Below are 26,324 nucleotides of genomic sequence, written 5' to 3'. Positions count from 1 at the left end.
TAATCATGCTGCAGGTAGAGGAATTGAATCAGTTTTACGGCGGCAGCCACATTTTGCGCGGCCTGTCGTTCGAGGCGCGCATCGGCGAGGTGACCTGCCTGCTGGGGCGCAACGGCGTGGGCAAGACCACGTTGCTGAAATGCCTGATGGGGCTGATCCCGGCGCGCAGCGGCAGCGTCCGTTGGCAGGGCGAAGCCATCACCGGTAAAAAGCCGCATCAGCGGGTGCAGGCGGGCATCGCCTATGTGCCGCAGGGGCGGGAAATCTTCCCGCGTCTGACGGTGGAGGAAAATCTGCTGATGGGGCTGGCGCGCTTTTCCGGCGCCGACGCGCGCGCGGTGCCGGATCCGATCTATGACCTGTTTCCGGTGCTGCGGCAGATGAAGGATCGGCGCGGCGGCGATCTCTCCGGCGGGCAGCAACAGCAGCTGGCGATCGGCCGGGCGCTGGCCTGCCGGCCGCAGCTGTTGATTCTCGACGAACCGACGGAAGGGATCCAGCCTTCGGTGATCAAGGAGATCGGCGCAGTGGTCAAACAGCTGGCGGCGCGCGGCGATATGGCGATCCTGCTGGTGGAGCAGTTCTATGACTTCGCCGCCGATCTGGCGGACAGCTATCTGGTGATGTCGCGCGGCAGCATCGTGCAGCGCGGCGCCGGCAGCAATATGGAACAGGACGGCGTACGCGCGCTGGTGGCGATTTGAACGAAAAAATGGGAGCCGCATGTCTGAAAGTCGTGCCGTTGTTTTTCCTTGCTGATGTTATGGATTAATCTAAAAGGCGTTCTTTATTAATCCCTTGCCATGGATAGCTAACATCATCATGAATGAAATCACTGTGTCACGCCTCGGTTGCATCGTCCTGTCCCTGTTTCCGGCCCTGTGGGGGTTGTTCAGTCTGTTGAACAATACGGCGGATTTCGCCGGCACCGCGCGCAATGCGGTGGGGCCGCTGCTCGCCATGCAGGATACTTATCAAACGCCGGGGCTGATGTGGCGCGCGATCCGCGCCGACTGGGCCTGCATGTTGGGGTTGGCGGTCATCACCGCGCTGGAAACGCTGGCCGGCCTATTCGCGGCGGCGGGCGTGGCGCTGATGATCGGGCGATTGAAAGGCTCTTACGCCGCCTTCGCCAAGGGCAAAGCCTGGGCGATGTTGGGGGCGCTTTGCGCGATCGCGGTGTGGGGCGTCGGCTTTATGGTGGTCGCCGGCGACTGGTTTATGGCCTGGCAGGCCAAGAAGGATCCGTTGGCGGTGCAGCTGGGGGCGCTGATCTATCTGGCGCCCAATGCGTTTGCCTTGCTGTTCCTGATGCTGCAGCGGGAGCCGCGCTAAACGGCGGCGGAGCGGGGCGCGGTTACAGCGCCTTGCTCATATACCAGATGCCTATCGAGCCCTGGGCGCTGGTGTAGCAGGTCTCGCCACACATGCTCAATCCCTGGCGCTGATAAAAACGTTGGGCGCGGGTGTTGCGTTGCAGCACCTCCAGCCACAGCGTTTTTTGCCGACGGTCGATAGCCCGCTGCTGCACCTGTTCGAACAGGTGCTGGCCAAAGCCGTTGCCGGCATGGCCCGGCAGGAAATAGATTTTCTGCAGCTCTGCGCCGATTTGTTCGGTTGGTGCCAGCAGGCTGTCGAAGTTCACCCGCGCATAGCCGACCAGGGCATCATTCTCATAGGCCAACAGCCAGCACACGTCCGGCTGGCGCAGCGTCCGTTCCAGCGCGGAGACGGAAAAATCCTCGGCCAGAAAGGCCTCCAGCTCGTGCGGGTAGTGCCACAGCTCACCGAAGTGCGAACGATAGGTGCTGATGCCGATATCGCGCACCTGGGTTAAATCTTCTACCAATGCCTGACGGACGGTGAACATCTGTGCCCCTTTGAGTAAGAAGAATTACAGCCGTTGTTCCAGATGCCGGTGGGGCACCATCGCCTGATGCAGAATGGCAAGAACGGTGATGCCGGCAGGGCGGCTGCGGTAATAGATCCTATGGCTGGCGTAAGGAAAACTGCGTATTTCTTCGCCCAGATCGTGAAAGTGGGCCTTACCCGCTTCCGGCATATCCGCCAGATGATGCATGACCTCCCTCAACTGCTCAAGATAGCGGCGAGATTGCGCTTGGCCCCAGTGCTCGACGGTGAAATGGCGAATAGCCAGCAGATCTTGTTGGGCTTGCGGGGTGAGGCGAAACGCGGGCATCTCAGTCGGTTTCATCGGTGAGCAGACGGTTGAAGAAGGCATCGCCGTCTACCGCCTTACCGGCGTCTTCCTCGGCGGTAGCCTGCGCGATTTTTTGCTGCAGCGCGCGTAATTTGAGATCTTCCAGCGCCTGGTAATCTTCTACCGACATGACGACGGCGACCGGTTTGCCGTTGCGATTGATTTGCACCGGTTCACGCTGCGCCTTGAGCAGCAAATCGCCGAATTGGGTTTTCGCCTCGTTCGCGCTGAGTGCGTACATTTAATCGCTCCAGTTAATTAAATCGTTCGATTTAACCATTATACGGTGCGATGAAAAAATCACCAATGTTATTCCGGCGGGTTGGTTTCGTTGGACAGATGTCGCGGCGTTTCGCGGCGAAAGCCCAGGCCGATGATGCGACCGAACAGGCGCGGCAGCCAACGGCTGTTGCCGACGCGGGCGATCAGGCGCGAGCCGCCGGCGGCGCGGCGCTGACCCGGCTTACGCTGACTCATTTTGATCTGCAAAAACTGGATGGCTCGGGTGGGAAATTCGCGCCGGCGCTGCACGCTCAGCAGATGCTTCAGCTGCAGCCGATGCTGGCGCAGCGGCGGGATCAGGGCGTTGGCGGCGGCCACCGCGTCCTGAATCGCCAGGTTGACGCCCACGCCGCCGATCGGCGACATGGCGTGCGCGGCGTCGCCGATGCACAGCACGCCCGGTTTGGCCCAGCGATCCAGACGATCGATGCGAATGCTCAGCAGTTTTACCTGATCCCACTCGACGATCTCCTGCAGGCGATCGTCCTGGAATGGCGCCACCTCCGCGAGGTGCAGCAAAAATTTCTCCAGCCCGCTGCGGCGGATCGCGTCGAAGCTGCCTTTGTCGATCGAATAGCCGCACTGCCAGTAGTCGCCGCGATCGATCATGATGAAGTTTTGCTTCGGCCCGGTGTGGCCCATCGACCAGGCCGGATCGCCCGGCTGCTTGCTGAGCTTCATCCACAAGACGTCGCGCGGGGCGCCGAAGGAGCGGCTGCTGAGCGCCGCCTGCTCGCGCACCACCGAGTTGCGGCCGTCGGTGCCGATCACCAGCTGGCTGCGCACGCGGATCGAGCCCTCCGGCGCGTCGGCCAGCACGCCGCATACCTGGCCGCGGTCATACAGCAGCTTATGAACCTGCGTCGAGGTGAGCAGCCTGAAATGGGGGAAGGCGGCGGCCTGCTGCGCCAAAAAGTTGAGAAACTCCCACTGCGGCATAAAGGCGATAAATTTGCAGCGCGTCGGCAGGCGGCTGAAATCCGCCAGTTTGATGTCGCGGCCGGCGACTTCGGCATGCAGGGATTCCGCGCGTTGGTGCGGCAACGTCAGCAGTTCGTCGAGCAGGCCCAGCTGATGCATGACTTCCAGCGTCGACGGGTGAATGGTGTCACCGCGAAAATCACGCAGAAAGTCGGCGTGCTTCTCCAGCACCGTCACGTCGATCCCCGCCCGCGCCAGCAGATAGCCGAGCATCAGCCCGGCGGGGCCGCCCCCCACGATGCAGCAGGTGGTGGCGTAAGGTGTGATCGGTGATGACGGCATGGTGGTTGACCCCGGAGAGCGGCCCGCATCCCGTGAGCCGCAAGTGAATGTTTAGTGTTGATAATGATTATCAATATCAAGTTTGACTGTCAACCCGCGGCGCAGTGTGGTCAAAGGGGGCGGACAGATGGCCGACGCGGAACAGCTGGCCGTTTTGCGGCTCTACCTGCGGCGGTTCACGCCATAAATCCAGCCGCACTAACCGCCACTCGGCGGGGTCGAACGCCACGATGGAGGCCAGCGCGCCGGGCGCCGCCTGCTGTTGCCGACGCAATGCAGGCAGATCGCTGTAGGGGATGATGGCCTGTTCCTGGCAGGTTGCCCAGGCGGCCTCGGCCAGATGAGGGCGATCGAAATGCGTCAGCCACGGCAGCCAATGATTGACGCGCGGCCAGCCGAACGCCTGGCTGAGGCCTCTGAAACCTTCGCCGGCCAGGAAATCGTTCATGCCGGCGCTGCTGTTCCACAGGTAGAAGGGAGCGTAGAGATTTTCGGCGCTGCCTTCGCTGCGCTGCGCGTACAGATAGGCTTTGACGATCAGCTGCGGGCAGGCGTCGAGCCGATGGCCGAAATCGGCGATGCGGCGGCGGACGATCGCCATGTCGTAATCGGCGGGCAGGGTGAAACGGTATTGCATCGCGAGCATAAGGATTCTCCGCAAAGACATTGACCGGGAGAGCGTGACACGCCATCTTTATCAGTAAAATCGGTATTATTTTGATTGATGGTTCAGAAAATCAGGATGGTCAGCATGGGGCGAATCACGTTCGATCTCGAGGATTTGCGCAGCTTCGTCACCGGCGTCGAGCTGGGCAGCTTCGCCAAGGCGGCGGAACGGCTGGGGCGTTCGACGTCGGCGGTCAGCGCTCACCTGAAAAAGCTGGAGCAGCAGGTCGGCGCGCCGATCCTGCGCAAGGCCGGACGCGGCATGGTGATGACCGAGGCGGGGGAAACCCTGCTCGGTTACGCGCGCCGCCTGCTGGAGCTTAATGACGAAGCCGCCGCCGCGGTGCGCGGGTTGGATCTGCAGGGCACGGTGCGGCTGGGGCTGCAGGAGGATTTCGGCGAGACGTTTCTGCCGCAGGTGTTGGGCAGCTTTGCGCGCGCCAATCCGAAGGTGCGCATCGAGGCGCGCATCGCCCGCAATGCCGAGCTGATCGACTGGGTGCTGAAAGGCCAGCTGGATCTGTCGCTGGCGTGGGATGGCGGTCTGAGCACGCCGTTTCATCAGGCGCTGGGGCAGCGGCAGTTGCACTGGATCGCCTCGCCCGGCTTCGCGCTGGCGCCGTGGCGAGAAGGGGATGAGCCGTTGCCGTTGGTGATGTTCGACGCACCCTGTCTGATGCGCAGCGCGGCGACGCAGGCGCTGGATCGCGCCGGCATTCCCTGGCGCATCGCCTTTACCAGCCGCAGCCTGAACGGCGTTTGGGCGGCGGTGAGCGCCGGGTTGGGCGTCACGGTGCGCACGGCGGCGGGTTTGCCGCCCGGCCTGTCACCGTTGGCGCCCGAACTGCTGCCCGTTCTCGGCCAGCTCGGCGTGGTGCTGCACCGCGCCGAGGATCAGCCTTCAGCCGCCGTGCAGCGGCTGGCGCAGATCGTGGTCGAGCGGATCGAAACCTAATCTTTGGCGATGGGCTGTTTGCCGCTCAGCTGGCCCCATTCGCTCCAGGCGCCGTCATACAGCTTGACCTGCGGGGCGCCGAGCGACAGCAGGCCGAACGCCAGCACCGCCGCCGTCACGCCGGAGCCGCAGCTGGTGATGATCGGGCCGTTGATATCCACGCCCTTGTCGCTGAAGGTTTGGCGCAGCGCCTCCAGCGATTTGAAGCGGCCGTTTTCCAGCAGCTCGCCGTACGGAATGTTGATGCTGCCGGGAATGTGGCCGCGGTGCAGGCCGGGGCGCGGCTCCGGCGCTTCGGCATAAAAGCGCGGCGCGGCGCGCGCGTCGAGAATTTGCACCGGCGTGCCTAACGCCTGTTCCACTTGCCGCATATCCACCACCGCGTCGGCGTTGAACCGGGCGTTGAACGCCTGCGGTTCAGGCTGCGCCGGGCCGGTTGCCAGCGCCTGGCCCTGCGCCGTCCAGCCGTTCAGCCCTTCGTCCAGTACGTAAACATGCTGGGCGCCGAAATTGCGGAAGGTCCACCAGCCGCGCGGCGCGGAGAACTGGTTACCCTCATCGTAAATCACCAGGGTATCGCGCTCGCTGATGCCCAGCTTGCCCACCGCCGCGCCAAACTCCGCCGCCGTCGGCAACATGTGCGGCAGCGCGGTATTTTTGTCCGCCACTTCGTCGATGTCGAAATAGACCGCGCCGGGGATATGGCCGCGTTCGAACTCGGCAAGCATGTCCTTTTTCGGCGTTAGCCCCACCGGCGACATCCGGACGTCGATCACCACCAGATTTTCATCGTTGATATGTTGCGCAAGCCATTGAGGGGTCACCAGAAACGGAGAGTTCATCGTTATTGTTCGCCTGTTGTGAAAACGGATTTTCACTATACACCAGGCCGCGCGGGGATGAAGTATGATGTTCAGTCAAAGGCAATGGGCAGGGAGCGGAAAAATCATGACGGACGAGGCGTTTGGCGGGGCCAAGATCGCGCTGCTGTGCGATGGTTTCCTGCTGGTTTACCAACGGGACGATAAACCGGGCATTCCCTGGCCCGGCCTGTGGGATCTGCCCGGCGGCGGGCGGGAAAACGGCGAAACGCCGCTGCAATGCGTGCAGCGGGAGACACAGGAAGAGTTCGGCGTGGCGATCGCCGAACGTCAGGTTGTCTGGCGGCGGCGCTACGACGGCATTTTGCCCGGCTATCCGCCGACCTGGTTCATGGCCGGGATGATCACTCCGGTGCAGATCGCCGCCATACGTTTCGGCGACGAGGGGCAGCGTTGGCGGATGATGCCGGTGGAGCAGTTTATTCACCATCCGCAGGGTATCGAACACCTGCGCCGCCGGGTGGCGGAGTATTGGCGGCAGGGCGGTTAACCCCGTTGTTCAGGATGCCGCCAGCCGGTTGATCTGCGCCGGTTCGATGATGCGCAGCGCGCTTTCCCGTCGCGCCACCGCCAGCATCGCCCGCCCGATTCGTTCGGTGCTGCTTACCCGGGCGGGAAACAGCCGCAATGCGCCGAGCCACAGCGGCTTGAACAGCCGATAGGCCAGATCGTAGAGGCGGGTTTTGGAGCGAATGCCGTGCAGCGGCACAATGGCGCCAGGGCGGAACATCACCGCGTGGAACGGCAGCGCCAGCAGCGCGTTTTCGGTGGCGCCCTTGACCCTGGCCCACATGCTGCGGCCGCGTTCGCTGCTGTCGGTGCCGAGGCCGGAGACGTAGACGAAGACCATCGACGGATTCAGCGTCGCCAACGGGCGGGCGGCGGCCAGCGTCAGATCGTAAGTTACCGCGCGATATTCAGCTTCACTCAGGCCGGAGGACGAAATCCCCAGGCAGAAGAAGCAGGCGTCGTAGCCGGCGAGCTGCGGCTCCAGCGCCGACAGATCACGCAGATCGGGCACAGAAAGCTGGCGCAGTTTGGCGTGGCTCTGGGCCAACGGGCTTCGGCCGATGCTGAGCACTTCGCTGACGCGCGGATCGCGCAGGCATTCCCGCAGTGCGCCCTGGCCCACCATGCCGCTGGCGCCGAAAATAATTACTTTCATGCTCTGTTCTCCCACTGGCCGGCGGCGCGCTGCGTGCGCCAGCGGCTGGGCGTCAGCGTTTCCCACTGAATAAAGGCGCGGCTGAACGAATTCAGCTCTTCGAATCCCAGCACAAAGGCGATTTCGCCCGGTTCAAGGTCGGTTTCCGCCAACAGCCGGCAGGCGGTGCGGTGGCGGGTTTTGTCCAACAATTGCTGGTAGCTGTAGCCGTGCTGTTGCAAGCGGCGCTGCAGCGTGCGCGGGCTGAGATAGAGTTCAGCGGCCACGCTGTTGACGCTGGGGCGCTGGCCGCGCATGCTGCGGCTGAGGATCGCCATCACCTGCGTGGGCAGATCGTGCGCCGACTGAGATTTGGCCAGCTCCGCCTCCAGCCCCGGCAGCAGCACCGCCAGCATGGCCTGGTTGTAGGTGACGAAGGGTTGACGCATCAACGCGCGATCGAACACCAGCACGTCCAGCGGGGCGTTGAATGTCACCGGGCAGCCGAAATAGCGCGCCAGCGGCGAGGCGTCGTCCGCTCGCCGGGTCAATTCGATCGCCTGTGGCTGCAGGGGCAAACCGGTGCCGCGCCGACACAGGGCCGTGATGGCGGCGAACATGGCGTCGATCAGCAGCGCCGGCGCGTGGCCCTCGCTCATGATCCAGCGGGTGTGCAGGCGCATGCTGTCGCCGTCTTCCACCAGCATCAGCTCTTCCGGGCAAACCAGCCGTTTATAGCGCGCCACCTTTTGCAATGCTTCGCCCAGCGTGGCGGAATGCAGCGCGGCGATCAAGGCAATGTCATAGTGTTCCGGCGCCGCCTCGCCGCCCAGACGCAGACCGAAGGCGGGATCGTCGTTCAACTGCGGCAGACTGCGCCAAAGAGAGAAGAACTGTTGCGTAGTGAGTTTAATCTTGTCGCGCCGTTCGCCGAACAGCCCGGCGGGCAACCCGGCCAATCGGCCGAGCTGCTCGATATCGACGCCCTGCGCCGCCAGGTGTACCGCCAGTGCGCCGGAAACCGGAATTTGATCGCTGCTCAATGCGGGCTCCTTAGGGTTTTCCCGTCACCACCGCCGCCATCGCGGCGTGATCCGGCGAGCTGTCGTCGTGGTCGGTGCTCAGGCTGAGAGTGCGAAACGCGGCGTCCTCCGCCTGGCGTTCTGCCAACACCTGCGCCGCCATATGCACTGCGTCGCTGCCGAGCAGCAGGCGTAGCGGAGGGGCTTCCAGCGCCGCCAGCTGCAGGATCGCCTGCGCCGCCTTGGCCGGATCGCCGGTTTGGCTGCCGTTATGCTGCTGCAGGAAGGCCAGCATTGGCCCCAGCGTCGGCTGATAGGCTTCGCCGATCGGCGCAATGGTCATTGAAGAACCGGCCCAGTCGGTGCGGAAGCCGCCGGGTTCGACCATCGTCACCTTGACGCCGAAGGGGGCCATCTCTTTGGCCAATGATTCGGAGAACCCTTCGACCGCCCACTTGGCGGTATGGTAGGCGCTGAGGCCGGCAATGCCGAGGCGAGCGCCGATGGTGGCGATCTGGATGATATGGCCGCTGCCCTGCAGGCGTAATATCGGCAGCGCCGCGCGGGTGACGTTGAACACGCCGAAGAAGTTGGTTTCGAGCTGCGCGCGAAAATCGGCTTCATCGGCTTCCTCCACCGGCGCGATATTGCCGTAGCCGGCGTTGTTGACCAGCACGTCCAGCCGACCAAAGCGTTCAATCGCCGTGCGCACCGCGCGTTCGGCGGCGGCGGCGTCGGTGACGTCGAGCGCGATCGTGGCGACCCGATCGCCGTAGCGTTCCACCAGCGGCTGCAGCTGTTGCGGCTGACGGGCGGTGGCGACCAGACGGTGCCCGGCGGCCAACACCGCCTGCGCCAGCTGTTGGCCCAGGCCGCGGGAACTGCCGGTGATTAACCATACCTGTGACTGAGACATCATGACCTTCCTGATTGCGAGTGGGTGTGATGCCACTTTAGAGCGACGGGCAGCGCAGCGATAATCCGATCGCGTCAAGATTTAATCCGATTGCGCCAAACTGTCGGCCGGCATCAGCCGCTGGATGGTGGCGCCGACCTTCTGCACTGCCAGCTCGATCTCTGTCGTCAGCGTCGGCGCATAGTTGATGCGCAGGCAGTTGCGGTACTTGCCGGCGGCGGAAAAGATGCTGCCGACGGCGATTTGTACGCCTTGCTGTTCAAGATGGCGGTTCAGCCGCAGGGTGTCGAACGCTTCGTCCAGTTCGATCCACAGCATAAAACCGCCGCGCGGCCGGCTGACGCGGGTGCCGGCCGGGAAGTGTTTCAGGATAAGATCGGTCATGCGGTCGCGGTTCTGCTGGTAGCGTGCGCGCATGCGCCGCAGGTGCTGCAGGTAATGCCCGCCGCGGATAAATTCGGCGATCGCCAGCTGCGGCTGGGTGGCGGTGGCGCCGGAGCCGATGAACTTCATGTGCAGCACCCGTTCCAGGTAGCGGCCGGGCGCGATCCAGCCCACGCGCAGCCCCGGCGCCAGCGTTTTGGAAAACGAGCTGCACAGCAGCACGCGGCCGTCGTCGTCGAATGACTTGATGGTGCGCGGCCGCGGGTAGTGATAGGCGATGTCGCCGTAGACATCGTCTTCGATGATCGCCGCGTCGTGACGCTGCGCCAGCGTCAGCAGCCGCTGTTTGTGGGCGTCGGGCATGATGTAGCCCAGCGGATTATTGCAGTTGGGCGTCAGCAGGATAGCCTTGACCGGCCACTGTTCCAGCGCCATCTCCAGCGCCGCCAGGCTGACGCCGGTGAGCGGATCGGTGGGGATTTCCAGCGCCTTGATGCCCAGCCCCTTCAGCGTCTGCATGGTGCCGTGGAAGCAGGGCGAATCGACCGCCACGATGTCGCCGGGTTGGCAAACGGCGCGCAGCCCGGCGGAGATTGCTTCCTGACAACCGGTGGTGATCAGCAGCTGATCGGGGCCGATTTGGCAGCCGGAGTCCAGCAGCAGACGGGCGACCTGTTCGCGCAGCGCGGCCACGCCCTGAATGCTGTCGTAATACAGGCTGCGTAGGTCGCCGTGGCGGGCGGCGTTGCGCAGGGCGACGATCAGCGGTTTCATCGTCGGTTCGGCGATATCCGGCATGCCGCGCCCCAGCTGGATCAGGCCTTCGCGCGGCCGGCTGCGCACCAGTTCCAGCACCTGCTCCCATTGCGAAATGTCCACCGGCCGCTGCACCGGCGCCGTCATGGCGGGCAGCTCGGCCTGCGCGCGCTGCATATGCACGAAGTAGCCCGACTTCGGCCGCGCTTCCACCAGGCGCTGTTCCTCGAGCAACCGGTAGGCTTGCTGCACCGTGCTGATGCTGACGCCGTGCTCCTGGCTCAACGTGCGCACCGAAGGCAGGCGATGGCCGGCCGGATACAACCCTTGCTGAATGCGTTGGCTGAGAATGGCGGCCAGCGTGGCGTAGCGTGTCATACAGAGGCCTCTCATCGGTGGTCAGGATTAAAAAACCGGTACAGATACGTTCAAAATAAACCATTCAGCGGGTTTTTTGGCGCAGCTGTATGAAAAAAATAGCGCCAGCGTGAATCTGTATTGTTTTTTGCCTGGCGCGCATCATCACTACCAGGCGAAAACATCAGGGGGAATAATAAGATGGCTCTGTTTGATGGCATGACGATGTGGCGACGGGTAGGCTGGTCACGCTGGCGTTGGTATTTGTTGCGTCGCAGAACGCGCAGAGAGTTACTGCTGCTGAACGACAGGCAGCTGGCGGATATCGGCCTGACGCGGGCGGATGCCTGGCGGGAAGGGTATAAACCGTTCTGGAGAGAATAAGGAAAGTGAATGCTGAAATTATTGGGTAAAGCCTCATCGATCAACGTGCGCAAAGTGTTATGGACCTGTCAGGAGTTGGGGCTGACGCTGGAACGGGAGGACTGGGGCAGCGGTTATCGCTCCACGCAGGAGCCGGCGTTTTTGGCGCTCAATCCCAACGGCCTGGTGCCGGTGCTGATCGACGGCGAGCGGGTGCTGTGGGAGTCGAATACCATTTGCCGCTATCTGGCGGGGCGGGAGGGGCGGCAAGATCTGCTGCCGCAGGCACCCGGCGCGCGCGCGGCGGTGGAGATGTGGATGGACTGGCAGGCCACCGATCTGAACGGCGCCTGGCGCTACGTGTTTATGTCGCGGGTGCGTGGGCATGCGGATTATCAGGATGCCGCCAGCCTGGCAGCCGCCGAGCGCGAATGGAACCGGCTGATGGGCTTGTTGGACGCACATCTTGCGCAGCACGGCCCTTATGCCGCCGGCGCCGCCTTCACGCTGGCGGACGTGGTGCTGGGGCTGTCGCTGAACCGCTGGCTGATGACGCCGTTCGAGCGGCCGCATTATGCGGCGCTGGCGGCCTATCAGCAGCGCCTGTTGCAACGCCCTGGCTACGTGCAGCACGGTGCTAACGGTTTACCGTGATATGAAATAAACGGTTCATTTCATCTTGTCCGGATACGCCGGCCGTGTCTGGACTTTCCTCATTGCATCATCCCGTCAACGTTTCATGAACGGCATCACGAATATGAACTTTATTTTCCTGTGTGCTTGTTATTGAAATTTATATTCCATATAAACCCGTTATCAACCGGCGCGTTTCATTGAGCGACGCCTGGTTCTACGCAGAATTTTGGTCACGGGAGAAAATGATGAAACAGGTACGCGTTGGGTTAATAGGCACCGGTTATATCGGGCGTTGTCACGCTATCGCCTATGCGCAGGCCGCCACGGTCTTTCCTCTGAAAGGGGACCTGGTGCTGGAGATGCTGGCGGAAGTGACGCCCGAGCTGGCGGCGCAGCGCGCGGCCGAATTCGGCTTTGCGCGCTCGACCGGCGACTGGCGGCAGCTGGTCGCCGATCCGGCGATCGATGTGGTGGACATCTGCGCCCCCAACTTTTTGCATAAAGAGATGGCGCTGGCGGCGATCCGCCACGGCAAGCACGTGTATTCGGAAAAGCCGCTGGCGCTGGACGCCGCCGACGCGGCGGAGATGGTGCAGGCCGCGCGCGCCAAGGGGGTGAAAACGCTGGTCGGTTTTAACTACATGAAAAACCCCACCAGCCAACTGGCGCGCGAAATTATCGCCAACGGCGAAATCGGCGAGGTGGTGCATTTTTACGGCACCCACAATGAGGATTATCTGGCCGATCCGCGCACGCCGATCGACTGGCACTGCCGCCGCGCCAGCGCCGGATTAGGCGCGCTCGGGGATCTGGCGGCGCACATCGTCAATATGGCGCACTACCTGGTGGGCGATATCGTGGCGGTTTCCGGCGATATGCAGACCGTGATCAAACAGCGCCCGGATCCGCAGGACCCGACGCGCCTGCACCCGGTAGAAAACGAAGATCAGGCCAGTGCGCTGCTGCGTTTCGCCGGCGGCGCGATGGGCACTATCGAAACGTCGCGCATTGCCTGCGGGCGCAAGATGGGGCTGACCTATGTGGTTACCGGCACCAAAGGCACGCTGAGTTATACCCAGGAACGGATGGCGGAGCTGAAGCTGTATCGGCACGATGAACCGGCGGAGCGGCAGGGGTTCAAGACGTTGCTGGTGGGGCCGAAACACCCGGACTATGCGGCGTTTTGCATCAGCGCCGGGCACGGCATCGGCTTTAACGATCAGAAGACGGTGGAGATCCGCGATCTGGTCAACGGCATCGCCGCGGGCGATCGCATGTGGCCGGACTTTGAAGAGGGCTGGAAGGTGTCGTGCGTGCTGGACGCGATAGCCGCCTCCGCCGAACAGCGGCGCTGGCTGGAGATCAACCGCGATTGAAAATGAAATGGCGCTCTCCCGTGGACAGCGCCATTAATTTATTATGTTGCTAGCTTAATACCTTATTAAGTTAACTTTATAATAAGTTATTGGCTTGATAACTTAGAACGAGAAACACGAACAGCCGAACGCGCCCCAGAAGGCATTCTCGTCCGACACCGGGATGCTGGAGCGGCGCGCGATGTCATGCTGGTGTGCGTGCACGCCGCACGGGCCGCAGCATTGATGTGCCTGGCTCACTACCCCGACGCGGGCCGCCGCCAACGGTGGTGCTGAGCGGTAATGGCCCGGCACCTGGGTGACCGGCGACCACTCCGGCAGCACCGGCAGCGGTGGCGGCGCCAGCGACGAGAAGCTGCCGGCGGCGTAGACCACTTTGCCGTCCACCACCGTCATCACCGACTCGATGCCTTTGATCTGCTCTTCCGGCACGCTGAAGTAGTCCTGCGACAGCACCGCCAAATCCGCCAACTGGCCGACCTTGATCTGGCCTTTCTTGCCCTGCTCGGTGGAGAACCAGGCGCTGCCCTGCGTCCACAGCATCAGCGCCGTTTCGCGATCCAGCCGCGCGCTGTCGTCGTACATCGCCATGCCGCCGACGGTGCGGCCGGAGACCAGCCAGTACAGCGCCGTCCACGGGTTGTAGCTGGCGACGCGGGTGGCGTCGGTGCCCAGCCCGACCGGCAGCTCGGCCGCCAGCATTTTCGCCACCGGCGGCGTATGTTTGGTGGCTTCGATGCCGTAACGGTCGGCGAAATACTCCCCCTGGAACGCCATGCGGTGCTGCACCGCAATGCCGCCGCCCAGCGCCTTGACGCGCTCGATATTGCGCTCGGTAATGGTTTCGGCGTGGTCGAACAGCCAGTGCAGGCCGTTGAACGGAATGTCGCGGTTCACCTTCTCGAACACGTCCAGCATGCGGCTGATGGATTCGTCATAGGTGGCGTGCAGGCGGAACGGCCAGCGGTGCTCGACCAGATGGCGCACCACCCGCTCCAGCTCGTCTTCGGTGCCCGGCGGCAGATCCGGGCGCGGCTGCAGGAAGTCTTCGAAGTCGGCGGCGGAAAACACCAGCATCTCGCCGGCGCCGTTGTGGCGATAGAAGTCGGTGCCCTGGCCCGGTTTGAGCATATCGGTCCACAGCTCGAAGTCTTCCAGCTCCTGTTTAGGCCGCTGGGTGAACAGGTTATAGGCGATGCGGATGGTCAGCTGCTTTTTCTCGTGCAGCTCGGCGATCACCTGATAATCTTCCGGGTAGTTCTGGAAGCCGCCGCCGGCGTCGATGGCGCTGGTGAGACCGAGGCGGTTCAGCTCACGCATGAACTGGCGGGTGGAGTTGACCTGCTGCTCCAGCGGCAGCTTCGGCCCTTTCGCCAGCGTGGCGTACAGGATCATGGCGTTGGGTTTGGCGATCAGCATGCCGGTCGGGTTGCCGTTGGCGTCGCGCTGGATCTCGCCGCCCGGCGGGTTCGGCGTGTCTTTGGTGTAGCCGACCACCTTCAACGCCGCGCGGTTGAGCAGCGCGCGATCGTAGAGATGCAGAATAAATACCGGCGTGTCCGGCGCCGCCTGGTTGATTTCGTCCAGCGTCGGCATGCGGCGCTCGGCGAACTGGAATTCGGTCCAGCCGCCGACCACCCGCACCCATTGCGGGCTCGGGGTGCGCAGCGCCTGTTCTTTCAACATGCGCAGCGCGTCGGCCAGCGAGGGCACGCCTTCCCAGCGCAGCTCCAGGTTATAGTTCAGGCCGCCGCGGATCAGGTGCAGGTGCGAGTCGTTCAGGCCCGGAATGGCGGTGTGGCCGTGCAGATCGATCACCTGGGTTTCCGGCCCGGCGTGCTGCATGACTTCGCTTTCGCTGCCGACCGCCAGAAACTTGCCGTCGCGGATGGCGACCGCTTGCGCGGTGGGGTGTTGGCGGTCAACGGTGTGAAACTTGCCGTTGGTGATGATCAATGAAGCGTGGTGGTTCATAACATTCTCCCGGCGAACCGCCTAGCGGCGGGTCAGCCATTGATGAAAAACGCGAGTCACGATAGGCATCCACAGGTACACCACCAGGGCGACCACGGTGGCGTCATTGAGAAAATGGCCGAGCAGCGTGCCGTCCAGCTGCGGCAGCGCCAGCCCCCAAAACCAGGGCACCAGATTGGTGGATGGAAAGATCACCAGCAGGGTGATGATGAATTGCTTCCACTGGGGCGGCTGGCGCACGCTGGGGTTGGGCGGGGTAAACCAGAACTCTGCGCCGGGGCGGATCTCGATATGGTCGTTCTCCAGCAACAGCGGAGTGACTTCTTCGATGTATTGCTTGCGCTGCGGCGAGTTGAGCCAGCGGTAGAGATTGTCGAGATTATCGAAGCGGACCAGCACCGTATAGGCCTGTTCGTCGCCGGAAGGGCGAATCACGTTGACGCCTAAATGGCCGGTGAAGCCCGCGGCGTCGGGCATGATGCGGTTCAGCCAGGCCTCATAGGCCTGTTCGTTCCCCGGCGCCAAACGGTGTGTGATCACCAGCGTGACATGCTGCGGATGGGCCATAAAACCGACTCCTGAAAATACCCCGGCGCGAGGCCGGGGCAAGGGGAATTATTTCACCGTGCGGGCCGGTGCGTGGTGCACCATGGTGTAAGCGTAGTCGACGCCCATGCCGTACGCGCCGCTGTGTTCGCGCACCAGCGCCATCACCGCGTCGTAGGTATCTTTGCGCGCCCAGTCGCGTTGGTACTCCAGCAGCACCTGCTGCCAGGTCACCGGTACGGCGCCGGCCTGCACCATGCGGTCGATCGAACGTTCGTGCGCATCGACGGAGGTGCCGCCGGAGGTGTCGGTCACCACATACACTTCATAGCCGGCTTCCAGCGCCATCAGCGCCGGGAAGGTCAGGCACACCTCGGTCCACAGCGCGGAGATCACCAGCTTTTTACGGCCGGTGGCTTCCACGGCTTTAACGAAGGCCGCGTCTTCCCAGGAGTTCATCGAGGTGCGTTCAATCGGGGTGATTTCAGGGTGTACCGCCAGCAGTTCCGGCCAGATATAGCCGCTGAAGCTTTCGGTTTCGACCGAGGTGAAAAGGGTGGGAACGTTGAAAATCTTGCCTGCCTTCGCCAAACCAACAACGTTGTTTTTCAGTTGCTGACGATCAATATTAGCCACGCCGAAGGCCATTTGTGGTTGATGATCGATAAAAATCAGTGCGGAATTGTCTTTATCAAGCAGTTGAAACTTGGACATAATTTACCTTCCCAGTGATATTTCGGTTGAACATCTGATGAGTGTAACGCCGATAAAACCCATGGTAGGCAGAGGGCGATTTCAAAGATACCGCAGAATTTTTGCCGACTTGTTGAGTTTTTTTATACACGGGAGAAAACATGAGATTAAACCTGGAAGCGCTGCTGATTTTGGATGCGCTGGACCGGCACGGATCTTTCGCCGCCGCGGCCGCCGCACTGTTTAAAACCCCTTCGGCACTGAGCTATATGGTGCAAAAGCTCGAGAACGATCTCGACATCACCCTGCTCGATCGCTCCGGCCATCGGGCGAAGTTCACCGATACCGGCAAGCTGATGCTGGAAAAAGGGCGGGTGCTGCTGCGGGCGGCGCAGGATCTGGAACAGCAGGCGCGCTATGTCGAAAACGGCTGGGAAAGCGAGATCACGCTCGGGATTGACGCCTCTTTCCCGTTTGCCCGCCTGTTGCCGCTGATAGAAGAGTTCTACCAACAGCATCACCATACCCGGCTGCGCTTCAGCCACGAGGTGCTGGCCGGCTCCTGGGAGTCGCTGGTTTACGGCTGCGCCGACATTATCATCGGCGCCATCTGCGAACCGCCGTCGCGGGTGGGTTATGCGTTCAGCCGCCTGGGGCAGCTGGACTACGTGTTCGCCGTCGCGCCGCAGCATCCGCTGGCGGCATTGCCGGAACCCTTGCCGAAGGACGAAATCCGTCAGCACCGGGCGGTGGTGGTGCGCGATACTTCGCGCGTCAACGCGCCGCAGAGCCTGAATCTGCTGGAAGAGCAGGATACGCTGACGGTCTTCGGTTTCGACGCCAAGCTGCAGGCGCAGCTGGCTGGGCTGGGCTGCGGCTATCTGCCGCGTTCTTTGGCGGAACCTTACCTGAACAGCGGCGAACTGGTGGCGAAACGCGTTGAATCGGAACGCTGCAGCGACATCGCCTATTTTGGTTGGCGGGAAAGCGCCAGCGGCCTGGCGGCCAAATGGTGGCGCGAACGGCTGCAGCGCTACGCGGACGACGGCGAGGCCTACCCGGCGGCGCAGTGAGGGCCGCTCGATAAGGATAAATCCCCCAATAAGGACATCGGGAATGAAAAAGACACTAAGCCTGTTGGCGTTGTTGCTGCTGAGCGGCTGCGGCGCCGGGCGTGAGGCCGGCATACCGTTGCCGCAGGCCCCGGCATTGGCCGCAACGCAGCTCAGTTACCCGGAGCGGGTGCATAACGCGGTGAGCCGCGAGCTGCGCTTGCCGGAACATGCGCACGGTCAGCGTTGCACCCTCGCTATCCGTTTGCAGCCGGACGGCAAGCTGGCGAGCAGCAAGATCGTAAGAGGCGATGCGCCCCTGTGCGCAGCGGCGAGCGCTGCGGTGCAGCGCGCGCAGTTTCCGCCGATGGCCAGCGCCACTGAATACGCATTGTTCAACGCTGTGGTGCTCGATTTCGTTCCCTGAAAGCATGTGATCGACGGGCCGCTTGCGCGGCCCGTTTTTTCTCGTTTCGCCGTTTGCATCTTCGCGCTTTTCCGCCAATAGTGTTCTCCGGGCATGCAGCAAGGCGATTTTTCATTGGCCGGCCAACGGGAGACAAGGCATGAAAGGTGAGCATCATTATCAGGTGGCGGTCACCTGGCAGGGGAATTTGGGGGCAGGCACCGAGGATTACCGCGCCTATGGGCGCGATCACCTGATCGGCGCAGTGGGCAAGGCAGACATCGCCGGTTCAGCCGATCCGGCCTTTCGCGGTGACGCGACGCGTTGGAACCCGGAGGATTTGCTGGTGGCTTCGCTCAGCGCCTGTCACAAATTATGGTATCTGCATTTATGCGCTACCTCGGGCATTTCCGTACTGGCCTATCAGGACAACGCCGTCGGGGTGATGCGCGAAGATGCGGCGCGCGGTGGCTTTTTCACCTCGGTGACGCTGCGGCCGCAGGTCACGGTGCGCGACGGCGACGATCTGCAGCTGGCGCAACAGCTGCACGAGCAGGCGCATCACCTGTGCTTTATCGCCAACTCGGTGAATTTCCCGGTGGCGTGCGAACCGCAGACCGAGTACGCAACCCGCTGAATTTTCACTTAGCTTTGCCATTTTCGTTATTTTGAACGTCACTGCGGCTCACCGATACTGGGGGAAAATCCCCAACCGCGAGCCGCAGCATGTCCCACGCCCACTATTTGCACCCTGAACAACGCGACCGCATCCGGCGGCTTCATCGGCGCTGGCACTGGCGGCTGGAGTTGCCCACCTGGGGGATCATGGCGGCAGTGTACGGCGGCTGGTTCGGCGTGGCGCATTATTGGCAGGCGCTGGGCCCGTGGCTTGGCGCGCCGCTGCTGATCCTGCTGACCACCGGGTATATGTCGCTGCAACACGAGCTGATCCACGGCCATCCGACGCGCTGGCCGCGCGTCAATCAGCTGTTCGGCCTGTTGCCGTTGGCGGTGTGGTATCCCTATGGGCTGTATCGGGATTCGCATCTGCGCCACCACCGCAACGACCACCTGACCGATCCGCATGAAGATCCCGAAAGTTACTACTTCAGCGCCGCGCAGTGGCGGCGTTATCCCCGCCTGCTGCCGCTGTTGGCCGCGGTGCGCAATACGCTGATCGGCCGGGTGCTCCTCGGCCCGGCGCTGGATATCGTCACCACGCTGTTCGGCGCAGTGAAGACGCTTGCAGCGGGCGATCTGCGCGCCTGGGCGATGTGGCTGGCGCATCTGTCGCTGTTGGCGGCGCTGCTGCACTGGCTGCAGATGCAGGGCATCGGCGCGGCGTTTTACCTGTTGGCCATCAGCTACCCGGCGCTGGCGCTGACCAAGGTAAGATCGTTTTTTGAGCATCGCGCCGTGGACGCACCGCAGGCACGTTCTATTATTAATGAGGCGGGCTGGCCGTGGCGGCTGCTGTTTCTCAATCTGAACTACCATTTAGTGCATCACGATTTGCCCGGCTTGCCCTGGTATGGCCTGCGCGAAGTCTATCTGGCGGAACGCGAGGCGTATCAGCGCCGCAGCCAGGGATTCGTCGCGCAGGGTTATGGCGAGTGGCTGCGCGATTACGCACTGACGCCGATCGACGTCGGCGTGCATCCGCTGAGCGCCGGCGAACGGCGGGAGGAACGCGATGTCCTGCCGAAGAAAAAACTTATTGCGCGCTGGAAGCGCGTTTCTCAGGATTTTCCAACCGAACTGGCCCATGAGCCGGAAAACATATAACCAGAGGAAAAGTATGGCAATCACCTTATCACGCGGACGTTCCTTTGCCGTCGCGCTGGCTCTGCTGGCCGTCGGCGGTCTGGCGCAGGCGGCCGACTCGGTGCGCGTCGGCTCCAAGATCGATACCGAAGGTTCGCTGCTCGGCAACATCATCGTGCAGGTGCTGGAAGCCAACGGCATCAAAACCACCAACAAGCTGCAGCTCGGCACCACCAAGGTGCTGCGCGGCGCCATCACTTCCGGCGAGATCGACATCTACCCGGAATACACCGGCAACGGCGCGTTTTTCTTCTCCGATGAGAAAGATCCGGCGTGGAAGAACGCCCAGGCCGGCTTCGAGAAGGTGAAGCAGCTCGACTACGACAAAAACAAAATCGTCTGGCTCGATGCGGCGCCGGCCAACAACACCTGGACCATCGCCATTCGTCAGGACGTGGCGGACGCCAACCATCTCAAAACGCTGGCGGATCTCGGCAAGTGGATCAACGGCGGCGGCAAGTTCAAGCTGGCGGCCTCGGCGGAATTTATCGAGCGGCCGGATGCGCTGCCGGCTTTCCAGAATGCCTACGGCTTCAAACTGAATCAGGATCAGCTGCTGTCCCTGGCCGGCGGTGATACGGCGGTGACCATCAAGGCGGCGGCGGAGCAGACCTCCGGCGTCAACGCGGCGATGGCCTACGGCACCGATGGCCCGGTGGCGGCGCTGGGGCTGCAGACGCTGGCGGATCCGAAAGGCGTACAGCCGATCTACGCGCCGGCGCCGATCGTGCGCGAAGCGGCGCTGAAGGCGCACGCCAATCTGCCTGAACTGTTGAAGCCGGTGTTCGCCTCGCTGGACGGGCCGACGCTGCAAAAACTCAACGCGCAGATCGCTGTGGAAGGCCAGGACGCCAAACAGGTGGCGGCCGCTTACCTGAAAGAGAAAGGGTTTGTTAAGGGATAATGCCGAGGTGCCCCCTTTGCCGTCGGGAGAGGGGGTAAACCGAGGGAGCCGGAGCGTTTCTTTGACTATCGCCGTAAAACATCGCGTCTTGTTGACGCTGTTCATGCTGTTGCTGCTGGCCGCGTTCGGCCTGCCGTTCCTCAGTTATGCCCCCAATCGCCTGTTGTCGGGCAAAAGCCTCTCCTTGTTCTCCCTGCTGCACGGCCCGGCGCTGTGGCTGCTGTTGCCGCTGGCGGCATTGGCGATCCTCAGCCTGTTGCCGCCGACGCGGGGGCGGGCGCTGCTGGCGGCGTTGGCCGCCTGCGGGGTGCTGACGCTGGCGTTCTGGATCAGCGGGCAGGCCGCCGGGCGTCTGGCGCAGGAGGGATCGCGCCTGGCACGCACTTCCTGGGGCAGCGGCTGCTGGTTGACGATGGCGCTGAGCCTGCTGATCGCCGCCGACGCCATGGCGCGTCTCACCGCGTCGCACCTGCGGCGGATGCTCGGCAACGCGCTGGTGCTGGTGCCGCCGGCGCTGCTGCTGTTCGGCCATCAGCTCGATCAGCTGTCGCTGCTGAAGGAGTACCATAATCGGCAGGAGGTGTTTGACGCCGCGCTGTTGCAGCACCTGACCATTCTGCTGGCGACGATGGCGCCGGCGCTGGCGATCGGTGTGCCGCTCGGGGTGCTGTGTTTTCGTTCCGAGCGCTGGCAGCGGCCGATCTTCTCCGTGTTGAACATTATCCAGACCGTGCCGTCGATCGCGCTGTTCGGCCTGCTGATCGTGCCGCTGGCGGGGTTGGCGGTGGCGGTGCCCTGGCTGGCGGAACACGGCGTCAGCGGTATCGGCATGGCGCCGGCGATCGTGGCGCTGGTGCTGTACGCGCTGTTGCCGCTGGTGCGCAGCGTGGTGGCGGGGCTGCAAAGCGTGCCGGCCGGCGTGATTGAGTCCGCCACCGGCATGGGGCTGACGCGCGGGCAGATCTTCCTGCGCGTGCAGCTGCCGTTGGCGCTGCCGCTGTTCCTGACCGGCGTGCGCATTCTGGCGGTGCAGACCGTCGGCATGGCGGTGGTGGCGGCGCTGATCGGCGCCGGCGGTTTTGGCGCCATCGTATTTCAGGGGCTGCTCAGCAGCGCGCTGGATCTGGTTCTGCTGGGGGTGATCCCGGTGGTCATGATGGCGGTCATCGTCGATTCGCTGTTTAAATTTTGGGTTTCAATCCTGGACGTATCGCGCCGATGATTCACTTTGAGCAAGTCAGCAAAATTTTTCAGGGCAAGCCGGCGGTGGACGATCTCACGCTGCACATCGCCGAGGGCGAATTCACCGTGTTGATCGGCACCTCGGGTTCCGGTAAGTCCACGACGTTAAAAATGATCAATCGCCTGATCGAACACGATCGGGGCAAGATTCTCTTTGCCGGCGAAGAGATCCAGTCGTTCAAACCGCAGGATCTGCGGCGGCGCATGGGCTATGCGATCCAATCGATCGGCCTGTTTCCGCACTGGACGGTGGAGGAGAACATCGCCACCGTGCCGCAGCTGCTGAAATGGCCGCGCACGCGCATTCGCGATCGGGTGACCGAACTGTTGGAGCTGCTGCATCTGGAGCCGGCTCTGTTTCGCCGCCGCTATCCGCACCAACTGTCCGGCGGGCAGCAGCAGCGGGTGGGGGTGGCGCGCGCACTGGCTGCCGATCCCGAGGTGTTGCTGATGGACGAACCGTTCGGCGCGCTGGATCCGGTCACCCGTGCGGCGCTGCAGGCGGAGATCGCGCGCATCCATCAGCTCTCCGGCCGCACTATCGTGCTGGTGACGCACGACATCGACGAAGCGCTGGGCCTGGCGGATCGTCTGGTGTTGCTCGATCAGGGGCGGGTGGTGCAGCAGGGCACGCCGCTGACGCTGTTGACCGCCCCGGCCAACGATTTCGTGCGTGATTTCTTCGGGCGCAGCGATCGCGGCATCAAGCTGCTGTCGCTGGGGACGGTGGCGGAGCGGGTGCGGCCCGGTGTCGCCGGGGGCGAGCCGATCGCCGCCGCCATGAGCCTGCGCGAGGCGCTGTCGGTGTTCGTGGCGCGCGGCAGCGACTGCCTGCCGGTGGTGGATGAACGGGGCGAAGCGTTGGGGGTGTTGCACTTCAACGATCTGATCGCCGGGCAGGCGCTGTCATGAGCGGGCGCATCGGGCGCCTGCTGCGCGATCCTTTGCCCTGGACGCTGGCGCTGCTGTTGGCGCTGGTGTTCGGCATGGATCATCTGCGCGGCCTGTTCGCCGCCTGGTTCCCCGATCTGGAGCGGCCCATTTATCAGCAGGACAGCTTTATCGCGCTGGTGGGGGCGCACCTGTCGCTGGTGGCTATCTCCAGCCTGATCGCGGTGGCTCTCGGCGTGGCGGCAGGCGTGGCCGTGACCCGACGCAGCGGCCGGGAGTTTCGTTCGCTGGTGGAAACGGTGGTGGCGGTGGGGCAGACCTTCCCGCCGGTGGCGGTGTTGGCGGTAGCGGTGCCGGTGATGGGCTTCAGCGAACAGCCGGCGATCATCGCGCTGGTGCTGTACGGCCTGCTGCCGATCCTGCAGGGCACGCTGGCGGGCATTGAATCGGTGCCGCCCGCCACGCGCGAGATCGCCCGCGGCGTGGGGATGAGCGCCTGGCAAATTCTGTGGCGGGTTGAACTGCCGCTGGCGGCGCCGGTGATCGTCGCCGGGATCCGCACCTCGGTGATCATCAACATCGGCACGGCGGCCATCGCTTCCACCGTCGGCACCAAGACGCTCGGCTCGCCGATCATTATCGGCCTGAGCGGGTTTAACACCGCCTATGTGATCCAGGGCGCGGCGGTTGTGGCGTTGTTGGCTATTATCACCGATATGCTGTTCGAACGTTGGGTGCGTTATCTCATCGCCTGGCGTCAGCAGACGCTGGCGGCCACTCCGGCGGGGTAAGGGGGAAATGATGCAGGTGTCTCTACCGATGTACGGCGTTGGCCGGGAGCAGGCCGAATCCTTCTGGCAGGTGTTGCGCGACAAGCTGCTGCGGCTGGGGCTGCCGGCGGCGCCGGAACGGCTCAGCTGGCCGGACGATTTGGCGCAGCACTGGCGACGCGAGGATCTCTTGCTCAGCCAAACCTGCGGTTATCCGTTGGTCAGCAGCCTGCCGCAGGTGCAGCTGATCGGAACCTATCATTATCGGGTGGAAGGGTGCGACGGGCCGAATTACCGCAGCTGGCTGGTGGTGCGCGCGGACGACACCGGCGAGCGGCTGGCGGATTTTCGCGGCCGGACGGCGGCGTATAACAGCACCGATTCCCAGTCCGGCTACAACGGCCTGCGCGCGCTGATCGCGCCGCTGGCGCAGGACGGGAAATTCTTCGGTGCGGCTATCGCCTCCGGCGCGCATTACCAGTCGCTGAAACTGATCCGCAGCGGGCAGGCGGATATCGCCGCCATCGATTCCATCAGCATGGAACTGCTGCGCCGCGCGCAGCCGCAGGCGCTGGAGGGGCTGAAAATCATTGGCCGCACGGCGGCGGTGCCGGGTTTGCCGCTGATCACCGCAGCCGGCACGCCGCCGGAACAGGTGGAAATCCTGCGCGCCGGCGCCCGAGCGATGCTGGATGAGGCGGTCAGCGACCGCCTGCTGATCGGCGATTTCAGCCTGGTGCCGCGTTCGGCCTACCAGATTATCACCGTGCTGGAACAGCAGGCCGCCGCGCAGGGCGTGACGGCGCTCTAGCCGCCGTTACAGCAGGCCGCCGCCGTCGATGTCGATCACGCTGCCGGTGACGAAGCCATTCTCCATCGCCAGCAGATACCCCGCCGCGACGTCAGCCGCCTGCCCGACCCTGCCGACCGGCAGGCTGACGCCAACCCGTTCGAACAGCGCCTGACGCTGTGCGGCGCTCATGCCGTCGTAGGCTTCGGTGGCGGTGATGCCGGGGCTGACCACGTTCACCCGCCGCGGCGCCAGTTCCTTCGCCAGCTGTTTGCCGACCGCCTCCAGCGCGGCGTTGATGGCGGTTTTGACCAACTGACCGTTGAGGTATTTGCGCGACAGCTGGCCGGAGGTCAGGGTGATCGAGCCCTGCGGCGCCAGCGTCGGCAGAGCCGCCTGCACCGCGCGCAAACTTCCCCAGAATTTGACGTTGAAGTCGGCCTGCGCCTGTTCAAGGGCGGTCTCCGCCAGCGGCTTCGCGTCCACCAATGGCCCGGCGGTGATCACCAAATGGTCGAAAGCGCCGACGGCGGCGAACAGCGCGCGCAGCGACGCCTCATCGGTCAGATCGGCCTGCATCAGGCGCAGCGCGTCGTTCTTCTCCCCGGCGTGAGGGAGACGACGCGAAGCCAGCACCACTTCAGCGCCGCGCGCCGCCGCCGCGTAGGCCACCGCGGCGCCAATGCCGCTGGTGCCGCCCAGGATCACCAGCTTTTGTCGTTTCAGGGGGGAGTCGGGAATCGTCATGTTAAGGCCTCTTTTTAGGTAAGTTTCAACGGGATCTATCTTTCCTGATTGAAAATGAGGAAAAAAGTCCGCCTAATAGCAAACACTTGTAAATTAATATTAATAATTGATTGGGCTAAAAAGAGAGGGAGCAGATGACCTCATTTGTCGATCTCGAGGTGTTTGTCCGCACGGTGGACGGCGGCAGTTTTTCCGCCGCGGCGCGCGCGCTGGATATCACGCCGGCGGCGGCCAGCATTGCGGTGAAAAGGCTGGAGCAGCAGTTGGGCGCGCGGCTGCTGGTGCGCTCCACCCGCAGCCTGAGGTTAACGGAGGAGGGGGCGCGCTATCTCGACAGCGCGCGCCTGGCGCTGGGGGCGTTGGCCGAAGGAGAGCAGGCGATCCGCGAGAAGCATCAGGGGCTGTCCGGAGTGCTGCAGATTTCCGCGCCGTCGGATTTTGGCCGCAATCTGCTGCTCGGCTGGCTGGACGAGTTTCGGCAACAGCATCCCCACATTCAGCTGCAGCTTCTGATCAACGATCGGCAGGCGGATCTGTTCCGCGAACCGGTGGATGTGGCGTTGCGCTTCGGGCCGCTGGCCGACTCTTCGCTGGTGGCGCTGCCGATCCTGCCGCAGCATCGGCGGCTGATCTGCGCCAGCCCGGATTATCTGCGGCGGCATGGCGCGCCGCAAACGCCGGCCGATCTGGTTCGGCACAGCATTCTGGTGTATCAGCCCAGCGGCAAACGGCAGGTGGAATGGCGGCTGTGGCGCGGTGAGGAGCTGGTCGAGCTGCCGCTGAACGGCAGCTATTTTACCGATGACGGTGAGGTGGCGCGGCGCTGGGCGCTGGCCGGGCACGGCGTGGTGCGCAAGTCGGCGATCGACGTGGCGGCGGATATTCGCGCCGGGCGGTTGGTGCAGCTGTTGCCGGAATGGCGCAGCGACGCGGTGCCGATCAATCTGGTCTGCCCGCATCGTTCGCAGGTGTCGGAGCGCGTCAGGCAACTGCAGCGCTTTTTACAGCAGCGCTGCCAGCGCTGGATGGACGATCACTTGGCCTGAAGGGTTTCGGTTTGCGCCGGCGTAGCGGCGGTATCCCCGGCAGGCGCGCTTTCTTCGTGCGGGGTGGTGGAACGGGTGTAGATGTTCAGCCCGGCGAGGAATACGCCGCCCAGAGAACCGAAGGCGCACAGGGCGATGACGATGACGAACGCTTTTTTCAGCATAGGAATAATTTCGCAGGTTGCTTGGAACAGCGGGAATTATAGCCCCTTCGCCG

At 63.4% G+C, this 26,324-nt stretch carries 32 protein-coding genes; 17 read left to right on the top strand and 15 right to left on the bottom strand.

The annotated features are described in order from the left end of the window. The first annotated feature begins 5 nt into the window (after positions 1–5). Together urtE and AC2CGQ_RS12635 are read left to right on the top strand one after the other, a co-directional pair. A complete protein-coding gene (urtE, locus tag AC2CGQ_RS12640) occupies positions 6–704 on the top strand; it encodes an urea ABC transporter ATP-binding subunit UrtE (protein WP_021503947.1) in 699 nt (232 codons plus the stop codon). Between the two features lie 118 nt (positions 705–822). Then, positions 823–1,335: a DUF2165 family protein gene (locus tag AC2CGQ_RS12635; RefSeq protein ID WP_076740441.1), complete on the top strand. Its 513-nt coding sequence runs from the start codon at positions 823–825 to the stop codon at positions 1,333–1,335. A 22-nt stretch (positions 1,336–1,357) separates the two neighbouring features. Here the strand turns inward: AC2CGQ_RS12635 and AC2CGQ_RS12630 are convergent, their stop codons facing one another. The 5 genes from AC2CGQ_RS12630 to AC2CGQ_RS12610 all read right to left on the bottom strand — a co-directional run bounded on the left by AC2CGQ_RS12630 (position 1,358) and on the right by AC2CGQ_RS12610 (position 4,412). Continuing rightward, on the bottom strand, positions 1,358–1,870 hold the full coding sequence (locus tag AC2CGQ_RS12630; RefSeq protein WP_099982641.1) for a GNAT family N-acetyltransferase: 513 nt from the start codon (positions 1,868–1,870) through the stop codon (positions 1,358–1,360). A gap of 24 nt (positions 1,871–1,894) precedes the next feature. Continuing rightward, positions 1,895–2,242, bottom strand: coding sequence for a type II toxin-antitoxin system RelE/ParE family toxin (locus tag AC2CGQ_RS12625; RefSeq protein WP_015377105.1), 348 nt, complete (start codon positions 2,240–2,242; stop codon positions 1,895–1,897). Further along, on the bottom strand, positions 2,202–2,462 hold the full coding sequence (locus AC2CGQ_RS12620; protein ID WP_033637606.1) for a type II toxin-antitoxin system Phd/YefM family antitoxin: 261 nt from the start codon (positions 2,460–2,462) through the stop codon (positions 2,202–2,204). Before AC2CGQ_RS12620 ends, AC2CGQ_RS12625 begins: the two co-directional genes overlap by 41 nt. 68 nt (positions 2,463–2,530) lie before the next feature. Next, on the bottom strand, positions 2,531–3,766 hold the full coding sequence (locus AC2CGQ_RS12615) for an FAD-dependent oxidoreductase (protein WP_484593691.1): 1,236 nt from the start codon (positions 3,764–3,766) through the stop codon (positions 2,531–2,533). Positions 3,767–3,842: 76 nt separating this feature from the next. Beyond that, positions 3,843–4,412 carry a DUF4865 family protein gene (locus tag AC2CGQ_RS12610; RefSeq protein ID WP_172574570.1) on the bottom strand — a complete coding sequence of 190 codons (570 nt, stop codon included), beginning with the start codon at positions 4,410–4,412 and terminating at the stop codon, positions 3,843–3,845. A 105-nt stretch (positions 4,413–4,517) separates the two neighbouring features. On the opposite strand from AC2CGQ_RS12610, the gene AC2CGQ_RS12605 reads away from it, so the two are divergent. Further along, positions 4,518–5,387 carry a LysR substrate-binding domain-containing protein gene (locus AC2CGQ_RS12605; RefSeq protein WP_015377109.1) on the top strand — a complete coding sequence of 290 codons (870 nt, stop codon included), beginning with the start codon at positions 4,518–4,520 and terminating at the stop codon, positions 5,385–5,387. Here AC2CGQ_RS12605 and sseA read toward each other — a convergent pair. Then, on the bottom strand, positions 5,384–6,229 hold the full coding sequence (sseA, locus tag AC2CGQ_RS12600) for a 3-mercaptopyruvate sulfurtransferase (RefSeq protein ID WP_015377110.1): 846 nt from the start codon (positions 6,227–6,229) through the stop codon (positions 5,384–5,386). The genes AC2CGQ_RS12605 and sseA overlap by 4 nt on opposite strands. A 106-nt stretch (positions 6,230–6,335) precedes the next feature. On the opposite strand from sseA, the gene AC2CGQ_RS12595 reads away from it, so the two are divergent. Further along, positions 6,336–6,758 (top strand): NUDIX hydrolase, encoded by a 423-nt coding sequence (locus AC2CGQ_RS12595; RefSeq protein WP_004939419.1) that lies wholly within the window; start codon positions 6,336–6,338, stop codon positions 6,756–6,758. A 9-nt stretch (positions 6,759–6,767) separates the two neighbouring features. Here the strand turns inward: AC2CGQ_RS12595 and AC2CGQ_RS12590 are convergent, their stop codons facing one another. The 4 genes from AC2CGQ_RS12590 to AC2CGQ_RS12575 form a co-directional block, all read right to left on the bottom strand. Further along, the gene (locus AC2CGQ_RS12590) at positions 6,768–7,433 is read right to left on the bottom strand and encodes a Rossmann-fold NAD(P)-binding domain-containing protein (RefSeq protein ID WP_048322490.1); all 666 of its coding nucleotides are present in this window, start codon (positions 7,431–7,433) and stop codon (positions 6,768–6,770) included. After that, the gene (locus AC2CGQ_RS12585; protein WP_172574571.1) at positions 7,430–8,455 is read right to left on the bottom strand and encodes an AraC family transcriptional regulator; all 1,026 of its coding nucleotides are present in this window, start codon (positions 8,453–8,455) and stop codon (positions 7,430–7,432) included. The genes AC2CGQ_RS12590 and AC2CGQ_RS12585 overlap by 4 nt, the downstream gene beginning before the upstream one ends. 10 nt (positions 8,456–8,465) lie before the next feature. After that, positions 8,466–9,353, bottom strand: a complete 888-nt coding sequence (locus AC2CGQ_RS12580) for an oxidoreductase (protein ID WP_230857977.1) — start codon at positions 9,351–9,353, stop codon at positions 8,466–8,468. 78 nt (positions 9,354–9,431) lie between these two features. Then, on the bottom strand, positions 9,432–10,868 hold the full coding sequence (locus AC2CGQ_RS12575) for an aminotransferase-like domain-containing protein (RefSeq protein ID WP_410213837.1): 1,437 nt from the start codon (positions 10,866–10,868) through the stop codon (positions 9,432–9,434). Between the two features lie 180 nt (positions 10,869–11,048). Here AC2CGQ_RS12575 and AC2CGQ_RS12570 point away from each other — a divergent pair, with 180 nt between their 5' ends. The 3 genes from AC2CGQ_RS12570 (at position 11,049) to AC2CGQ_RS12560 (ending at position 13,222) form a co-directional block, all read left to right on the top strand. Next, positions 11,049–11,231 (top strand): DUF1127 domain-containing protein, encoded by a 183-nt coding sequence (locus AC2CGQ_RS12570; RefSeq protein ID WP_072010125.1) that lies wholly within the window; start codon positions 11,049–11,051, stop codon positions 11,229–11,231. Between the two features lie 9 nt (positions 11,232–11,240). Next, entirely contained in the window at positions 11,241–11,864 is a 624-nt protein-coding gene (locus AC2CGQ_RS12565; protein ID WP_004939402.1) for a glutathione S-transferase family protein, read from the top strand. 227 nt (positions 11,865–12,091) lie between these two features. Further along, complete coding sequence (locus AC2CGQ_RS12560; protein WP_015377116.1) at positions 12,092–13,222, top strand: Gfo/Idh/MocA family protein; 1,131 nt, start codon at positions 12,092–12,094, stop codon at positions 13,220–13,222. Between the two features lie 102 nt (positions 13,223–13,324). Here the strand turns inward: AC2CGQ_RS12560 and AC2CGQ_RS12555 are convergent, their stop codons facing one another. Genes AC2CGQ_RS12555 through AC2CGQ_RS12545 form a run of 3 tightly spaced genes read right to left on the bottom strand, consistent with a single transcriptional unit; the run spans position 13,325 to position 16,456 of the window. After that, complete coding sequence (locus AC2CGQ_RS12555; protein ID WP_484593690.1) at positions 13,325–15,196, bottom strand: amidohydrolase; 1,872 nt, start codon at positions 15,194–15,196, stop codon at positions 13,325–13,327. A gap of 21 nt (positions 15,197–15,217) precedes the next feature. After that, positions 15,218–15,763, bottom strand: coding sequence for an antibiotic biosynthesis monooxygenase (locus AC2CGQ_RS12550; protein WP_048322496.1), 546 nt, complete (start codon positions 15,761–15,763; stop codon positions 15,218–15,220). A gap of 48 nt (positions 15,764–15,811) precedes the next feature. Next, positions 15,812–16,456: a hydrolase gene (locus AC2CGQ_RS12545; RefSeq protein ID WP_004939390.1), complete on the bottom strand. Its 645-nt coding sequence runs from the start codon at positions 16,454–16,456 to the stop codon at positions 15,812–15,814. A gap of 140 nt (positions 16,457–16,596) precedes the next feature. On the opposite strand from AC2CGQ_RS12545, the gene AC2CGQ_RS12540 reads away from it, so the two are divergent. From AC2CGQ_RS12540 to AC2CGQ_RS12500, 9 genes are all read left to right on the top strand, one after another. Further along, a complete protein-coding gene (locus AC2CGQ_RS12540; RefSeq protein WP_044031667.1) occupies positions 16,597–17,508 on the top strand; it encodes a LysR substrate-binding domain-containing protein in 912 nt (303 codons plus the stop codon). A gap of 43 nt (positions 17,509–17,551) precedes the next feature. Then, positions 17,552–17,914 carry a cell envelope integrity TolA C-terminal domain-containing protein gene (locus AC2CGQ_RS12535; protein WP_021503935.1) on the top strand — a complete coding sequence of 121 codons (363 nt, stop codon included), beginning with the start codon at positions 17,552–17,554 and terminating at the stop codon, positions 17,912–17,914. 139 nt (positions 17,915–18,053) lie between these two features. Continuing rightward, positions 18,054–18,530: an OsmC family protein gene (locus tag AC2CGQ_RS12530; RefSeq protein ID WP_033633784.1), complete on the top strand. Its 477-nt coding sequence runs from the start codon at positions 18,054–18,056 to the stop codon at positions 18,528–18,530. Positions 18,531–18,619: 89 nt separating this feature from the next. Beyond that, positions 18,620–19,678 (top strand): fatty acid desaturase, encoded by a 1,059-nt coding sequence (locus AC2CGQ_RS12525; protein WP_031299703.1) that lies wholly within the window; start codon positions 18,620–18,622, stop codon positions 19,676–19,678. Between the two features lie 13 nt (positions 19,679–19,691). After that, a complete protein-coding gene (gene osmF / locus AC2CGQ_RS12520; RefSeq protein WP_004939374.1) occupies positions 19,692–20,621 on the top strand; it encodes a glycine betaine ABC transporter substrate-binding protein OsmF in 930 nt (309 codons plus the stop codon). Positions 20,622–20,682: 61 nt separating this feature from the next. Beyond that, on the top strand, positions 20,683–21,843 hold the full coding sequence (locus AC2CGQ_RS12515) for an ABC transporter permease (RefSeq protein WP_172574574.1): 1,161 nt from the start codon (positions 20,683–20,685) through the stop codon (positions 21,841–21,843). Next, a complete protein-coding gene (locus AC2CGQ_RS12510) occupies positions 21,840–22,775 on the top strand; it encodes an ABC transporter ATP-binding protein (protein ID WP_172574575.1) in 936 nt (311 codons plus the stop codon). The genes AC2CGQ_RS12515 and AC2CGQ_RS12510 overlap by 4 nt, the downstream gene beginning before the upstream one ends. Further along, positions 22,772–23,545: an ABC transporter permease gene (locus tag AC2CGQ_RS12505; RefSeq protein ID WP_172574576.1), complete on the top strand. Its 774-nt coding sequence runs from the start codon at positions 22,772–22,774 to the stop codon at positions 23,543–23,545. The genes AC2CGQ_RS12510 and AC2CGQ_RS12505 overlap by 4 nt, the downstream gene beginning before the upstream one ends. 28 nt (positions 23,546–23,573) lie before the next feature. Continuing rightward, a complete protein-coding gene (locus AC2CGQ_RS12500; protein ID WP_172575145.1) occupies positions 23,574–24,335 on the top strand; it encodes a phosphate/phosphite/phosphonate ABC transporter substrate-binding protein in 762 nt (253 codons plus the stop codon). Between the two features lie 6 nt (positions 24,336–24,341). Here AC2CGQ_RS12500 and AC2CGQ_RS12495 read toward each other — a convergent pair whose 3' ends face one another. Further along, positions 24,342–25,061: an SDR family oxidoreductase gene (locus AC2CGQ_RS12495; protein WP_075685444.1), complete on the bottom strand. Its 720-nt coding sequence runs from the start codon at positions 25,059–25,061 to the stop codon at positions 24,342–24,344. A 134-nt stretch (positions 25,062–25,195) separates the two neighbouring features. Between AC2CGQ_RS12495 and AC2CGQ_RS12490 the strand changes: the two genes are divergently transcribed. Further along, entirely contained in the window at positions 25,196–26,107 is a 912-nt protein-coding gene (locus tag AC2CGQ_RS12490; RefSeq protein WP_015377126.1) for a LysR family transcriptional regulator, read from the top strand. On the opposite strand, the gene AC2CGQ_RS12485 is transcribed toward AC2CGQ_RS12490, so the two are convergent. Then, positions 26,095–26,271, bottom strand: coding sequence for a hypothetical protein (locus AC2CGQ_RS12485; protein WP_004939348.1), 177 nt, complete (start codon positions 26,269–26,271; stop codon positions 26,095–26,097). The genes AC2CGQ_RS12490 and AC2CGQ_RS12485 overlap by 13 nt on opposite strands. Positions 26,272–26,324 lie beyond the last annotated feature (53 nt).

Source organism: Serratia sp. DFXYC6 (assembly GCF_057196085.1).
This window is presented reverse-complemented; position numbering and strand designations above follow the sequence as displayed.